Source organism: Flavobacterium ginsenosidimutans, assembly GCF_003254625.1.
Taxonomy (GTDB): domain Bacteria; phylum Bacteroidota; class Bacteroidia; order Flavobacteriales; family Flavobacteriaceae; genus Flavobacterium; species Flavobacterium ginsenosidimutans.
This window is the reverse complement of sequence record NZ_QJRJ01000079.1, coordinates 1-15,748: the sequence shown is the minus strand read 5'-3', so window position 1 is coordinate 15,748 and position 15,748 is coordinate 1. Positions and strand designations below refer to the sequence as shown.

Annotated in this window: 10 protein-coding genes; all 10 read left to right on the top strand. The window is 35.6% G+C overall.

Annotated elements, in window-relative coordinates; translation table 11 throughout:
* Nucleotides 1-25 precede the first annotated feature (25 nt).
* Complete coding sequence (nrfD, locus tag DM444_RS14765) at nt 26-1,429, top strand: NrfD/PsrC family molybdoenzyme membrane anchor subunit (RefSeq protein WP_008466839.1); 1,404 nt, start codon at nt 26-28, stop codon at nt 1,427-1,429.
* Entirely contained in the window at nt 1,422-1,946 is a 525-nt protein-coding gene (locus tag DM444_RS14760; RefSeq protein WP_008466841.1) for a DUF3341 domain-containing protein, read from the top strand. Before nrfD ends, DM444_RS14760 begins: the two co-directional genes overlap by 8 nt.
* Nucleotides 1,947-1,954: 8 nt before the next feature.
* Nucleotides 1,955-2,500 (top strand): c-type cytochrome, encoded by a 546-nt coding sequence (locus DM444_RS14755; protein ID WP_111287985.1) that lies wholly within the window; start codon nt 1,955-1,957, stop codon nt 2,498-2,500.
* A 27-nt stretch (nt 2,501-2,527) separates the two neighbouring features.
* Entirely contained in the window at nt 2,528-3,922 is a 1,395-nt protein-coding gene (locus DM444_RS14750; RefSeq protein ID WP_111288520.1) for a quinol:cytochrome C oxidoreductase, read from the top strand.
* A gap of 19 nt (nt 3,923-3,941) precedes the next feature.
* Nucleotides 3,942-5,132 (top strand): cytochrome c oxidase subunit II, encoded by a 1,191-nt coding sequence (locus tag DM444_RS14745; protein WP_111287983.1) that lies wholly within the window; start codon nt 3,942-3,944, stop codon nt 5,130-5,132.
* Between the two features lie 30 nt (nt 5,133-5,162).
* The gene (locus DM444_RS14740) at nt 5,163-6,965 is read left to right on the top strand and encodes a cytochrome c oxidase subunit I (protein WP_111287981.1); all 1,803 of its coding nucleotides are present in this window, start codon (nt 5,163-5,165) and stop codon (nt 6,963-6,965) included.
* A gap of 108 nt (nt 6,966-7,073) precedes the next feature.
* Nucleotides 7,074-8,096: a Holliday junction branch migration DNA helicase RuvB gene (ruvB, locus tag DM444_RS14735; protein WP_111287979.1), complete on the top strand. Its 1,023-nt coding sequence runs from the start codon at nt 7,074-7,076 to the stop codon at nt 8,094-8,096.
* A gap of 11 nt (nt 8,097-8,107) precedes the next feature.
* A complete protein-coding gene (locus DM444_RS14730; RefSeq protein WP_111287977.1) occupies nt 8,108-9,454 on the top strand; it encodes a cytochrome P450 in 1,347 nt (448 codons plus the stop codon).
* Nucleotides 9,454-10,377: a tRNA epoxyqueuosine(34) reductase QueG gene (queG, locus tag DM444_RS14725; protein WP_111287975.1), complete on the top strand. Its 924-nt coding sequence runs from the start codon at nt 9,454-9,456 to the stop codon at nt 10,375-10,377. Before DM444_RS14730 ends, queG begins: the two co-directional genes overlap by 1 nt.
* A 518-nt stretch (nt 10,378-10,895) precedes the next feature.
* Nucleotides 10,896-15,748, top strand: a 4,853-nt coding sequence (locus DM444_RS14720; protein WP_162614980.1) for an Ig-like domain-containing protein, incomplete at its 3' end; no start/stop codon positions are given.

Below are 15,748 nucleotides of genomic sequence, written 5' to 3'. Positions count from 1 at the left end.
TAATTAAGAAACAATATAAAGGATTATGTCGTCTCACTACGAAGCACCCATTAGAAAACCTTTAGTTATTGGTGATAAATCTTATCACGATGTAACTGTAGATGTAGCTGCACCTGTTGAGGGGCCTGCAAACAAGCAATGGTGGATTGTATTTTCAATCGCATTAATAGCCTTCCTTTGGGGGTTAGGTTGTATAATTTACACCGTATCTACCGGTATCGGAACATGGGGATTAAATAAAACAGTTGGCTGGGCTTGGGATATTACTAACTTCGTTTGGTGGGTTGGTATTGGTCACGCTGGAACATTAATTTCTGCGGTATTATTACTTTTCCGTCAACGTTGGAGAATGGCTATTAACCGTTCTGCGGAAGCAATGACTATCTTCTCGGTAGTTCAAGCAGGTCTTTTCCCAATCATTCACATGGGACGTCCATGGTTAGCATACTGGGTATTGCCTATTCCAAACCAATTTGGATCTTTATGGGTAAACTTTAACTCACCTTTACTTTGGGACGTATTCGCGATTTCAACGTATCTTTCAGTGTCATTAGTTTTCTGGTGGACTGGTTTGTTGCCTGACTTTGCAATGCTTCGTGATAGAGCTATTACTCCATTTAATAAGAGAGTTTATTCTATCTTAAGTTTTGGATGGAGCGGTAGAGCTAAAGACTGGCAACGTTTTGAAGAAGTATCTTTAGTATTAGCTGGTTTAGCTACTCCTCTTGTACTTTCTGTACACACGATTGTATCTATGGACTTTGCTACTTCTGTAATTCCAGGATGGCATACAACAATTTTCCCTCCATACTTCGTTGCTGGAGCGGTATTCTCAGGATTCGCGATGGTAAATACATTGTTGATCGTTATGAGAAAAGTATCTAATCTTGAAGCATACATCACATTACAGCACATCGAGTTAATGAACATCATTATTATGATTACTGGATCTATCGTTGGTGTAGCTTATATCACTGAGTTATTCGTAGCTTGGTATTCAGGTGTAGAATATGAACAATATGCATTCTTGAACAGAGCTACTGGACCTTACTGGTGGGCATATTGGTCAATGATGACATGTAATGTGTTCTCTCCTCAGTTCATGTGGTTCAAAAAATTAAGAACTAGTATCATGTTCTCATTCATCATTTCGATTGTTGTAAACATCGGTATGTGGTTTGAAAGATTTGTAATTATTGTTACTTCTTTACATAGAGATTACCTTCCATCTTCTTGGACAATGTTTTCACCAACATTTGTTGATATTGGAATTTTCATTGGAACAATTGGTTTCTTCTTTGTATTGTTTTTATTATACTCTAGAACATTCCCTGTAATTGCTCAGGCAGAGGTTAAAACAATTTTGAAAGGAACAGGAGATAATTATATTAGAGAAAGAGCAAACAGTAAAGATTCACATCATGAGTAATAAAGTTATATACGCCATTTATAATGACGATGACGTTTTGATGAATGCAGTAAAGAAAACTAGAGCTGCTCATCATCATATTGAAGAGGTTTTTACTCCATTCCCAGTTCACGGATTGGATAAAGCCATGGGATTAGCACCAACAAGATTAGCAATATGTGCTTTTTTATATGGTTGTGTTGGTATTTCTGTTGCAACAACTATGATGGGTTACATCATGATTCATGACTGGCCACAGGATATTGGAGGTAAACCAAGTTTTAGTTTTATCCAAAATATGCCTTCTTTTGTGCCTATTATGTTTGAGATGACTGTATTCTTTGCAGCTCATTTAATGGTAATCACTTTTTATATGAGAAGTAGATTATGGCCTTTTAAAGAAGCTGAAAACCCAGATGTAAGAACAACTGATGACCACTTTTTAATGGAGGTTGCTGTAAATGATAACGAAGCAGAGTTGGTTTCTTTCTTTGAAGGAACGGGAGCTGTTGAAGTTAAAGTAATTGAAAAGAATTAATTGTAGCTATGAAAAGGATATATAAAATAACACTTTTAGTTGGTATAACTATTTTAGTTTCATCTTGCCACAATAATTCGGCACCGAACTATCAGTATTTCCCAAATATGTATGAATCTGTTGCTTACGAGCCATATACAGAAGCAAAAATATTTAAGGGAGGAAAAGAAGGACAGCTTCCTGTTGCAGGAACTATCAATAGAGGTTTTGAACCTTATGAATATGAAAATTCAACTGCTGGTTATGAATTAGCAAAAGCTAATTTGAAATCACCTTTGACTGAAGAAGAAAGAAATTCTGGAAAAGGTAAAGAGCTTTTTGAAATTTACTGTATTAGCTGCCATGGTGCTGCTGGTAACGGTAAAGGTAAATTGGTTGAAAGAGAGAAATTTCTTGGAGTACCTAGCTATAAAGACAGAGAGATCACTGAAGGAAGTATCTTTCATGTTGAGACTTATGGTTTAAATGCAATGGGTTCACATGCAAATCAATTAAGTGCTCACGAACGTTGGTTAGTTGCTGACTATGTTCTGAAACTAAAAAGCCAATTATAATTGTTGAACAAACTGATCGTAATAGATATGTATACATTTTCAAGTAAATTAAAAACTTTTTCTATCATCTTAATGGCCGTTGGTCTATTAGGAATTGGGTATGGTTTTTTAAGTGCACCAAAAGATATTCAAGAAGTTGAAAAAATACTAGCTGCAGATGAACATGGTTCTCATGGTGCGGCGCATGAAGAAAAAGCGGAGACATCTCACAAAGAAGCAGGTCATCATGAGGCTGCTGAAGTTGCACATGACTCTCATAAAGGAGCTGAGCATGCTGAAGTTTCTGGTGCAAATGAGCACGAAAAACATTTAGAGCACGTATTACACCAATTGCAAAATAAGCCTTGGTCTGCTGTATATGTAGCTTGTATTTTCTTTTTACTGCTTTCAATGGGGGTTTTAGCCTTTTATGCTATTCAACAAGTAGCTCAAGCAGGATGGTCTCCAGTTTTATTTAGAGTTATGCAAGGTATAACAGCATATTTGCCTGCTGGTTCTATAATCTTCTTTATACTTTTAGTATTATGTGGATTACATTTTAATCATATTTTCGTATGGTTAGGAGAAGGTGTAACCGATCCTAAAAGCCCAAATTATGATGCTATAATTGCTGGAAAATCAGGATATTTAAACTTTCCTTTCTGGATTGCAAGAGCATTTATCTTTTTATTAGGATGGAATATCTACCGCCATTTTTCTAGAAAAAACTGTTTAGCACAAGATGAAGCAAATGATGATCTTTACTACAAAAAGAATTTCAAAGCATCTGCGGGATTCTTAGTATTCTTTATTGTTTCTGAGTCTATTATGTCTTGGGACTGGATTATGTCTTTTGATCCACATTGGTTTAGTACTTTATTTGGATGGTATGTATTTGCTTCTTTCTTTGTAAGCGGTATTACAACTATTGCATTAGTTACTATCTATTTAAAATCTAAAGGTTATTTAGAGTATGTAAATACTAGCCACATTCACGATTTAGCTAAATTTATGTTTGGTATTAGTGTTTTCTGGACTTATTTATGGTTCTCTCAGTTCATGTTGATCTGGTATGCTAACATTCCAGAGGAGGTAACTTATTTTGTAACAAGAATTCAGTTATATAACCTTCCTTTCTTTGGAGCGGTTGTTATGAACTTTGTTTTCCCATTATTAATATTAATCAATACTGACTTTAAACGTCTTAACTGGGTTATTGTTATGGCTGGTGTTGTGATATTATTAGGTCATTATGTTGATTTCTTTAATATGATCATGCCTGGTACAGTAGGAGACAAATGGTTTATTGGAGTTCCTGAAATTGCATCGATTCTTTTCTTCTTAGGTTTATTTATATTTGTTGTATTTACTGCATTAACTAAATCTCCTTTGCTTGCAAAAAGAAATCCTTTCATCGAAGAAAGTAAACATTTTCATTATTAATATTTAAAGAAGTAAACAGATGACAAGTTTGTTGGTAATTATAGTTTTAGTTTTATTAGCAGTTGCATTATGGCAATTGACCAAGATATTTGATCTTACACAGGTTGGAGCTTCTTCGGACGATTCTCAAGTTGCATCAGATAATGATAATAATATTCAAGGGTATGTTATGTTTGGCTTCTTGGCATTCATATATATATTTACGATTTACGGTTTACTAAAATGGGGAGGTTTAGCACTTCATACCCCTGCTTCAGAGCATGGACTTTTAGTGGATAATTTAATGAATATTACTTGGGTTTTAATTTTTTTAGTTCAATTTATTACGCAAGGTTTACTATACTGGTTTTCTTTTAAAAATAGAGGAAATAAAGATAAAAAAGCATTATTTTTTGCTGATAGTAATAAATTAGAAGCAATCTGGAGTATTATTCCATCTGTAGTTTTAGCTTGTTTAATTCTTTACGGATTGTACGCTTGGAATAACATTATGTTCGTTGATAAAGATGAAGATGTAATCGAAATTGAATTATATGCTCAGCAATTTAAATGGACTGCAAGATACGCTGGACAAGATAACGTTTTAGGTAAAGCTAACGTTCGTTTAATCGAAGGAGTAAATACTTTAGGGGTTGATATGTCAGATCCAAATGCTCAAGATGATATCGTAGTTTCAGAATTGCATATTCCTAAAGGTAAAAAAGTTCACTTTAAAATGCGTTCTCAGGATGTATTGCACTCAGCTTACTTCCCACACTTTAGAGCTCAAATGAACTGTGTTCCAGGTATGGTTACTGAATTTGCTTTCGTTCCAACTTACACTACTGCAGAATATAGAGAGTTGCCTTTTATGGTTGAAAAAGTTGCAAACATCAACAAACTTAGAGCTGAAAAAAGCATTGAGTTAGTTGCGAAAGGCGGAACAGCTTTAGATCCTTATACATTTGACTACTTATTATTATGTAACAAAATTTGTGGAGCTTCACACTATAACATGCAAATGAAAGTAGTAGTTGATACTCCAGAAGATTACAAAAAATGGTTAAGTGAAAAAACTACTTTAGCTCAGGATATTAAAGCTGCAAAAGCTGCTGAGAAACCAGCTGAAGGAGCTGCACCAACTACAGATACTGCTGCAAAAGTAATTGACACTGTTAAAACTGTTGTTGATACAGTTAAAGCAGCTGTAGCTAAAGTTGCGATGAAATAATATTATTAAGAAAATTTAAAGTACAAATATATGTCAGCAGAAGCGCACGGTCACGATCACGGACACGATCACGAGCACGAACATCATCATAAAGACACGTTCATTACTAAATATATTTTTAGTATTGATCACAAAATGATTGCTAAACAATACTTGATTACTGGTATTGTTATGGGAGTAATTGGGATTGCAATGTCCTTGCTTTTTAGAATGCAATTAGCGTGGCCAGAAGAGTCTTTCAAAATATTTAATGTTTTATTAGGAGATAAATTTGCACCTGATGGTGTAATGGCAAATGATATTTATCTAGCTTTAGTTACAATTCACGGTACCATCATGGTATTCTTTGTACTGACGGCAGGTTTAAGTGGAACTTTTAGTAACTTATTGATTCCGCTTCAAATTGGGGCAAGAGATATGGCATCTGGATTTATGAATATGATTTCATACTGGTTGTTTTTCTTATCAGCTGTTGTAATGTTATGTTCTTTATTTGTTGAAGCTGGACCAGCATCTGCAGGATGGACAATTTACCCTCCTTTAAGTGCATTGCCACAAGCAATTCCAGGATCAGGAACAGGTATGACACTATGGTTAGTATCTATGGCTATTTTCATCGCATCTTCTTTGATGGGATCTTTAAATTACATTGTTACTGTACTTAACTTAAGAACTAAAGGAATGTCTATGACTAGACTTCCGCTTACAATCTGGACATTTTTCGTAACAGCTATTATTGGTGTTATTTCGTTCCCAGTTTTATTATCTGCAGCTTTATTATTGATTTTTGATAGAAGTTTTGGTACTTCATTCTTCTTATCTGATATCTATATTGCAGGAGAGGTTTTACACTACCAAGGAGGTTCTCCAGTATTGTTTGAGCACTTATTCTGGTTCTTAGGACACCCTGAGGTTTACATCGTAATCTTACCAGCGATGGGACTTGTTTCAGAAATTATGGCTACAAATGCTCGTAAACCAATTTTTGGTTATAGAGCGATGATTATGTCAGTTCTTGCAATTGCATTCTTATCAACTATCGTTTGGGGCCACCACATGTTTATTTCAGGTATGAATCCTTTCTTAGGATCTGTGTTTACTTTTACAACTTTATTGATTGCAATTCCATCTGCTGTAAAAGCATTTAACTGGATTACAACTTTATGGAAAGGTAACTTACAATTTAACCCTGCAATGTTATTCTCTATCGGAATGGTTTCTACTTTCATCACTGGAGGTTTAACAGGGATCATTTTAGGAGATAGTACTTTAGATATTAACGTTCACGATACTTACTTCGTAATTGCTCACTTTCACTTAGTAATGGGTATCTCTGCACTTTACGGAATGTTTGCTGGTATTTACCACTGGTTCCCTAAAATGTACGGAAAAATGTTAAACAAAAACTTAGGTTATATCCACTTCTGGGTAACTGCAGTTTGTGCTTATGGAGTTTTCTTCCCAATGCACTTTATCGGATTAGCTGGTTTACCAAGACGTTACTATACTAACACAAACTTCCCATTATTTGATGATTTACAAAATGTGAATGTTTTAATTACAACATTTGCTCTTGTAGGAGGTGCGTTCCAATTAGTATTCTTATACAACTTCTTTAGCAGTATTTTCTACGGTAAAAAAGCAGTTCAGAACCCATGGAGATCTACAACTTTAGAGTGGACTACTCCAGTTGAACATATCCACGGAAACTGGCCAGGAGAAATTCCTCATGTATATCGTTGGCCGTATGACTACAGTAACCCAAATCATGATGTAGATTTTGTTCCTCAAAATGTACCAATGAAAGAAGGTGAAGAAGTTTTACACCACTAAAAAATAATAAAAAGACTGTCAGAGATGACAGTCTTTTTTGTTTAGTTAAAGTTTTAAACGTTCAGTTCAACTGTTTTACAAACTGATTAGTTTATATATCTTTGTAGGATGAATGAAAATCTAGATCCTACTACTAAAGGATATAACTCAGAAGAGTTAGATCTTGAAAAAAGATTGCGTCCGCTGTCATTTGATGATTTTGCTGGACAAGATCAAGTTTTGGAAAATTTAAAAGTCTTTGTTGCTGCTGCTAATCAACGTGGTGAAGCACTTGATCATGCTCTTTTTCATGGTCCTCCTGGTCTTGGGAAAACTACTTTGGCTAACATTTTAGCTAATGAACTACAAGTTGGTATCAAGATTACTTCAGGGCCGGTATTAGATAAACCTGGGGATTTAGCAGGATTGCTAACAAACTTAGATGAAAGAGATGTTTTGTTCATTGATGAAATTCATCGATTAAGTCCAGTAGTTGAGGAATATTTGTATTCTGCAATGGAAGACTTTAAGATTGATATTATGATTGAATCTGGTCCGAATGCAAGAACAGTGCAAATTAATTTGAATCCCTTTACTTTAATTGGAGCAACTACTCGATCTGGATTATTAACGGCTCCAATGCGCGCCCGTTTCGGAATATCTTCACGTTTACAATATTATACTACAGAACTTTTGACAACAATTGTTGAAAGAAGTGCATCTATTATAAAAATGCCTATTGATCTAGAAGCGGCAATTGAAATTGCAGGAAGAAGCCGTGGAACTCCTCGTATCGCAAATGCGTTGCTAAGAAGGGTTCGTGATTTCGCCCAAATTAAAGGAAATGGTAGAATTGATCTAGAAATTTCTAGATATGCTTTAAAAGCTCTAAATGTAGATGCTCATGGTCTAGATGAAATGGATAATAAAATATTATTAACTATTATTAATAAATTTAAAGGCGGTCCAGTTGGGCTTTCAACTTTAGCAACTGCTGTGAGTGAAAGTAGCGAAACAATCGAAGAAGTATATGAGCCTTTTTTAATTCAAGAAGGATTTATTATGCGAACACCTCGTGGTAGAGAAGTTACAGACAAAGCATATAAACATCTTGGAAAAGTTAATATTAATAATCAGGGAGAATTGTTTTAGTTTTGATATAAATGTCTGTTAAAAGAAAATATAATTATCCCCCAAAACTATCTATTTTAAGATTTTTTATTGATGCGGAAGGAATTCGTAGAAATCCAATCCCGTATCATACAAAGTATTTTGATAATTTTGGTGATTCGTTTTCTATTAGAATTGGAAAATCAAAGTACATCATTTTATCAAGAGATAATGATGTAGCACAATACATTTTACAGAAAAACCAAAAGAATTATCACAAATCAAAATTTCAGTCAGTTTATTTGTCTAAATATTTAGGAAAAGGTCTTCTAACTGTTGACGGTGAATTTTGGTTAAAACAAAGAAGACTTATTCAGCCTGCTTTTCATAAACAGAAGATGAATCAGCTGGTCGAAAATATGAAACTTACGATTATTTCAGAATTAGAAACAATTGTAAAAGATGAAAAAATGGATCTTTTTCCTGTTATGAGCGAATTAGCTTTTAACGTTGTAGCTAAATCATTGTTTCAATTTTCTATTACCGAAGAAAAACTAGATAGAATTAAGTATATTATTGAAGCAGTTCAGAATTTTTTAATTAAAGAAATCAGACTGCCTCATAAAGCTTGGTGGTTTTCGGTGAGTGGTCAAGTAAAAAAGCATCTTCAGTTGGCTAAAGAAAATAATAAAATTATTCGAGGTCTAATTGAAGAAAGAGTTTCCTCTAAAAATGAGGTGAACGATTTGCTTAATATGCTTTTGGAAACTCGCTACGAAGATACTGGCGAAGGAATGTCAATTGAACAATTAATTGATGAGATAAAAATTCTTTTTATTGCTGGACATGAAACAACTGCAAATGCTTTAACTTTTACATTGTATTTATTGGGAAATCATCCTGATGTACAACAAAGTATATTTGAAGAGGTTCTTAATGCTGAATCTGAAACGGAGAATATTGTGGAACAGCTTCAGAAAATGCCCTATATAAATGCTGTTTTAAATGAATCTATGCGTTTATATCCGCCAGCTTGGATTACAGATAGACAAAATGTTGAAGATGATGCTTTAGGAACATTTAATATAAAAAAAGATACTCTGATTGGGGTTTCTTTTTATGAGTTGCATCGAAATCCGAAGTACTGGAAGAACCCAGATCACTTTGATCCCAATCGTTTTTTAGGGGAACAAAAGAAGCATTCTATGCAATATTTTTATCCCTTTGGAGCAGGACCAAGGATGTGCATTGGTGCTGGTTTTGCCATTTACGAAATGTGTTTGGCAATTTCTTATATTGTCAAAAAATATAAAATTGTTTCAATGGGTAATACGATCAATTTTAATCCCTTAATTACCCTAAAACCTGTTGGACTTGAAGTCGTTTTTTCTGAAAGGTAATGATAAATTCTAAAGAGAAATATTCGAAATTTATTAAAGATGAAGCGAAAAGACTTGGTTTTCTTTCTTGTGGGATATCCAAAGCAGGTTTTTTGGAACAAGAAGCGCCTCGACTTGAAAACTGGTTGAAGAATAATCGTAATGGTCAAATGGCTTATATGGAAAATCATTTTGACAAGCGTTTAGATCCAACTTTGTTAGTTGATGATGGTAAAAGTGTTGTATCTCTTTTGCTTAATTATTATCCCGATTCATTGCAGAATGATGAAAGTTTTAAAATTTCAAAATATGCTTACGGACAAGATTACCATTTTGTAATTAAAGATAAATTGAAGGAGCTTCTTCATTCTATTCAAGAAAATATTGGGGAAGTTTCTGGACGTGCTTTTGTAGATTCAGCGCCAGTTTTAGATAAAGCTTGGGCAGCCAAAAGCGGACTTGGCTGGATTGGAAAAAACAGCAATTTAATTACTCAAAAAGTAGGTTCTTTTTACTTCATCGCGGAGTTAATTATTGATTTAGAATTAGAATATGATCATGCGGTAACAGATCACTGTGGTACTTGCACAGCCTGCATAGATGCTTGTCCTACACAAGCTATTGTGGCCCCTTATATAGTTGACGGTAGTAAATGTATTTCTTATTACACTATCGAATTAAAAGAGAACCTTCCTAATGAAATGAAAGGAAAATTTGATGAATGGATGTTTGGATGTGATACCTGCCAAGATGTTTGTCCATGGAATCGATTTTCTAAACCACATTCAGAACCTCTATTTAATCCAAACCCAGATTTACTTTCTTTTACTAAAAAAGACTGGATGGAAATCACTGAAGAAACTTTTAAACTTGTTTTTAAAAATTCACCTATCAAAAGAACAAAATTTGAAGGTTTAAAACGTAATATTAAATTTTTAGAGTAGAAATGTTAAGTTTTTAGTCTTTATTTTTTAATTTATTGTTTTTCAGTGTTTTAAAATAATTAATTCAAGTAAAATCTTATTTTTTTATCTTACGATTTATTGCTGTTTTGTCAATATATTCTGTAAGAATGCATTTTATTGATAATTATTTAAGACTTTTTGACTCATTCGTTATTAATTTCCTACATTTTTTAACTTAAAAATGCTTCAGCATTTGTTAAAAACTGTTGTTCGACGAGTTTATCTGCATTTTGTCGGAATAATGTAGTTCTAATACATTCCCTAATATACTTTCGCACTTCCAATCTACTAATTTATAACCTAATAGACTTTTTTAAGTCTTTTTTACTATATGTCAATGGTCAACATAATTTCATTTTTATGTGTTTGTCTTGAAAAAGCTTTTTCAAGTTTTTTTAAATCCATTTTATCTTTTTTCACGTATCTCACCAATATGCTAAAAACAATCATCTGTTTTTTAGTGTCTTATATTTCTGTTCCACAAACTCAAGTTGTCTATGCGTAACTTTACTTTTCGAAAGCCTTGTTTTTCCAGGCTAACTTTTCTTTTTGTTTTTTTATTACTAACCGCTTATAGCGCTTCGGCTCAATTTTATACGAAACACTATATTGCTCCAGCTCCTTGGCAGTATTTTAACAATGCTAATGAAATTGTTATAGCAACAAATTCTACAACTAGTGTAAACATTACTGTATCAAAAAGTGATGGGACATTAGTAACTAGTCTTACAGCAATTAAAGGAACTCCCGCTGTATACAGATTTTCTGGCACTCCAAGTACAACAAAGGCGTATGCTTTTAATACTGTTTTAAACGGTGCAGGATTAATTGTAGAAGGTAGTGCTCCAGTGTCTATTAATTTAAGAAACGTCGCTTCTGATGCTTTATCGGGTACTGATGTAGATAAGGATATCAAAGGAAATGCTGCTTTAACTAGTTTTGGAGATGCAGGACTTGGAATAAGATTTAGAGTAGGATATTATAGAGACGGGTCTTTAGGAAATTTTAATAATTACGGAGATCAGCGTCCTATTTATAGTATTATGGCTACCGTTAATAATACTACAATAAAAATTAATAATACTGTTACCACTACTTTAAATGCTGGGCAGAGTTATTTATTTAAAGCAGCAATAGGAACGTTGGTTGAATCTTCGAATCCTATTGTAATGAACACATCGGCTGCGATTGATACTCCAGGTGGTTGTGGGGATAGTGCATACAATCAGATTCCGCCTGAGGCTGTTTTGGGAACAGAATATTTTTTGGAAAGAGGAACGGGTAATAGTACAGCAGAACAGACTACTGTAGTAGCAACAAAAGATAATACAGTTGTAAAAGTTGAAGGATATTCTACTACTGGAGCATTGGTAACTACAAATACAGTTACTTTAGCGCAGGCAGGTCAGTTTTATACTTTTGTGAACGGTTCAAATAGCACCAATTTTACAGCCTCACATATCGTTGCTGATAAAAGAGTGGCTGTATATTCAGGTACAGCACAAGGCTGTGAGGTTGATATTTCAACTATTGCACCAGTTTCTGAATGTGGGGGATCCAATTTTATAGAGACAGCAAAATTTAGAAATTATAATTCAGGAACATTAGATTATTTTGGATACATTCTTTTAAGAAGTGCCACAGATATTGTAACTGTAAATGGTACCAATATTGCCAACATATCTGGTGTTGGGGCTCGTTATCAGATAGGAACAACAGGTTGGTATATTATCAATTTTAATAGTGTTCAGATAGGAAGTCCGGAATATCTTTCAATTGCCAGTGATGCTAAATTAACAGTTTCGATTGTACAACAGGCAGGAGGATTCTCTATGGCAGGGTTTTTCTCAAATTTTGCAGCACAGCCAGATGATCCAGGACTTACTTATATTTCTGGAGGAGGCTGTACTAATAACACAGCAGAACTAACAACACCAACAGGTTTTGCGCCATATCAATGGTATTATAATGGAACTGCTATTAGCGGAGCTAATTCTGCAACATATACCGCTACAAAAACAGGAGCTTACTCGGTTTCTTCTACTTTAGTTTGTGGAAGCCAAACCCAGTCAAAAGCAGTAAATGTTACATTATGTACCGATTTAGGAATTACTAAAACTGTTGATAATGCAGTGCCTTGTCCAGGATCGAATGTAGAGTTTACTGTGAAAGTAAGTAATTTAGGAGGTAATAATGTTTCAGGAGTTTCTGTAACTGATTTACTTCCTTCGGGATATACTTACGTTAGTTCAACACCATCAGTAGGGGCTTATGATTCAGGAACAGGTATCTGGAGTATTGGTGATGTTGAGGCGCAAACATCAATGACATTAAAAATTGTTGCTACAGTAAATGCGTCTGGAAATTATACTAATACAGCATCATTGCCAACCGCGATTGATACAAACACAGCAAACAATTCTGCGAGTGCAGCTGTAAATCCAAAAACAGCAAATCTTGTTGTAACCAATCCAGCAGCAGTTTGCTCGCCTTCAACAGTTGATTTAACAGCTTCTGCCGTAACAGCAGGAAGTTCTTCAAATCTAACGTTTTCATATTGGACAAATGCGGCAGCGACAGCAGCATTATCATCGCCAAACGCTGTAACGACTTCAGGAACTTATTACATAAAAGCTCTTTCTTCTGATGGGTGTTCGGTTGTAAAATCAGTTGTAGTAACAATTAATCCGCTACCTAATACGCCTGTAATTAATGTGAATTCAGGACAAGCTTCATGTACAAGTTCAGGTAATGCGGTACTAAGGGCTACTGGAAATGCGAGTTCGTATAATGGAACGGGTTATTTATGGTCTAATGGTGAAACTACCAGAAGTATTACAATAACGAGTGAAGGAACTTATTCATTAAAAATAATAAATAGTTCAGGATGTGCTAGTGCCAGTTCAAATTCAATAACTGTAACTTTTTCACCTGAAGCGCCAACTGCTTCATCTCAAACATTTTGTTCTTCTGAAAATAAAAAAGTAAGTGATTTAGTTGCTACAGGAATTAGTCTAAAATGGTATAATGCCAATAATGGGGGAACGCAGTATGCATCAACAGCATCATTGGCTACTGGAACATATTATGTGAGCCAAACTTCAGCAAATGGCTGCGAAAGTTCAAGAACTGCAGTATCTGTAACTGTGAATTCAAAATCTTCAGCACCAGTTGCTGCAGCTTCACAGTCATTTTGTGCTGCGGACAATAGTACAGTTAATAATTTGCAAGCAACAGGAACTAATATAAAATGGTACAATGTATCTTCAAACGGTACAGCACTTTCAGCATCGCAAGCTTTGACTAATGGAGATTATTATGTTAGTCAGACAGCGAACAGCTGTGGAGAAAGTGATAGAACTAAGGTTACAGTTACGATAAATACAATACCATCAGCACCTACAGTTTCTGCGCAAACATTTTGTGCAATTGATAATAAAAAAGTTAGTGATTTAACACCTTCAGGAACAGCTTATAAATGGTATAACGCAGCTACAGGCGGTACGTTATATGCAGGAACAGAAACGTTATCTTCAGGAAACTATTTTGTAAGCCAAAGTAATAGCTGTGGAGAGAGTTCAAGAACTCAAGTAACAGTTACCGTAAATAATACAGCTGCACCAACAGCATCAGCGCAATCATTCTGTTATCCAGATGCTAAAAAGGTAAGCGAATTGGTTGCAACAGGATCAAATTTAAAATGGTATAATGCAATTACTGGAGGAACACAATATTCAGGAACTGAAATTTTATCTACAGGGAATTATTATGTAAGTCAGACACTAAATGGTTGCGAAAGTCAAAGAACTCAAGTAGCAGTTACTATAAATAATACAACTGCACCTACAGCTTCAGCTCAGACTTTCTGTACTGCTGATGCTAAAAAAGTTAGCGATTTAGTTGCAACAGGATCTAACTTAAAATGGTATAATGCAAGTACTGGAGGAACGCAATATTTAGGAAGCGAAACTTTATCTTCTGGGAATTATTATGTAAGTCAGACACTTAACAGTTGTGAAAGTGCAAGAGTTTTGGTAGCAGTTACAGTAAACCCTACGCCGGCAACGCCTACTATTTCAGCAGATGGAGCAACAACATTCTGTCAAGGCGGAAGTGTAACCTTAACTTCTACAGGCGGAAGTAGTTATCTGTGGTCAACAGGAGCAACAACACAATCAATTACTGTTTCTGCTTCTGGAAATTATACTGTTAAAGTAACAAATGCTTCTGGTTGTCCTAGTGCAATTTCAGCGGCAACAACAGTTACAGTTAATTCAGTACCTTCAGCACCGACGGCAGCAGCACAGTCATTCTGTTCTGCGGATAACAGAACCGTAGGCAATCTACAGCCATCGGGAAGCGCCTATAAATGGTATGATTTTTCGTCAGGCGGAAGCGCTTTGGCAGGAACAGATGCGCTTTCAACAAAAACATATTATGTTAGCGAAACGCTAAACGGATGCGAAAGCGCTAGAACTTCGGTTGCCGTAACAGTAACCGCGACTCCTTCAGCACCGACAGCATCAGCACAGTCATTCTGTTCTGCGGATAATAGAACTGTAGCCAATTTGCAGCCATCGGGAAGCGCCTATAAATGGTATGATGCTTCGTCAGGCGGAAGCGCTTTGGCAGGAACAGATGCGCTTTCAACAAAAACATATTACGTTAGTGAGACATTAAACGGATGCGAAAGCGCTAGAACTTCGGTTGCCGTAACAGTAACAGCTACACCTTCGGCACCCACAGCAGCAGCGCAGTCATTCTGCTCTGCGGACAGCAGAACAGTTGGCAATCTACAGCCATCGGGAAGCGCCTATAAATGGTATGCTGCTTCGTCAGGCGGAAGCGCTTTGGCAGGGACAGATATACTTTCAACAAAAACATATTACGTTAGCGAAACACTAAACGGATGCGAAAGCGCAAGGACTTCGGTTGATGTGAAAATAAATCTTACGCCATCGGCTCCATCAGCTTCGGCGCAGGCATTCTGCTCTTTAGAAAATAAAACGGTAAGCGATCTGACTGCTACCGGAACAGGCATAAAATGGTACAATGCTTCCACAGGCGGAACAGCGCTTGCAGGAACAGATGCTTTGGCAACAGGAACCTATTACGTAAGCCAGACTTCGGCAGAGGGATGCGAAAGCGCAAGAACTTCGGTTGATGTAAAAATCAATCCTACGCCATCGGCTCCATCAGCTTCAGCACAGGCATTCTGCTCTTCAGAAAATAAAACGGTAAGCGATCTGACTGCTTCTGGAACAGGCCTAAAATGGTATAAAGCTTCTACAGGCGGAACAGCGCTTGCGGGAACAGATGCTTTGGCAACAGGAACCTATTACGTAAGCCA

Coding starts and splice junctions, on each gene's coding strand:
- DM444_RS14740 (WP_111287981.1), top strand. CDS start 5,163: ATGTCAGCAGAAGCGCACGGTCACGATCACGGACACGATCACGAGCAC.
- DM444_RS14730 (WP_111287977.1), top strand. CDS start 8,108: ATGTCTGTTAAAAGAAAATATAATTATCCCCCAAAACTATCTATTTTA.
- DM444_RS14755 (WP_111287985.1), top strand. CDS start 1,955: ATGAAAAGGATATATAAAATAACACTTTTAGTTGGTATAACTATTTTA.
- DM444_RS14750 (WP_111288520.1), top strand. CDS start 2,528: ATGTATACATTTTCAAGTAAATTAAAAACTTTTTCTATCATCTTAATG.
- nrfD (WP_008466839.1), top strand. CDS start 26: ATGTCGTCTCACTACGAAGCACCCATTAGAAAACCTTTAGTTATTGGT.
- DM444_RS14760 (WP_008466841.1), top strand. CDS start 1,422: ATGAGTAATAAAGTTATATACGCCATTTATAATGACGATGACGTTTTG.
- queG (WP_111287975.1), top strand. CDS start 9,454: ATGATAAATTCTAAAGAGAAATATTCGAAATTTATTAAAGATGAAGCG.
- ruvB (WP_111287979.1), top strand. CDS start 7,074: ATGAATGAAAATCTAGATCCTACTACTAAAGGATATAACTCAGAAGAG.
- DM444_RS14745 (WP_111287983.1), top strand. CDS start 3,942: ATGACAAGTTTGTTGGTAATTATAGTTTTAGTTTTATTAGCAGTTGCA.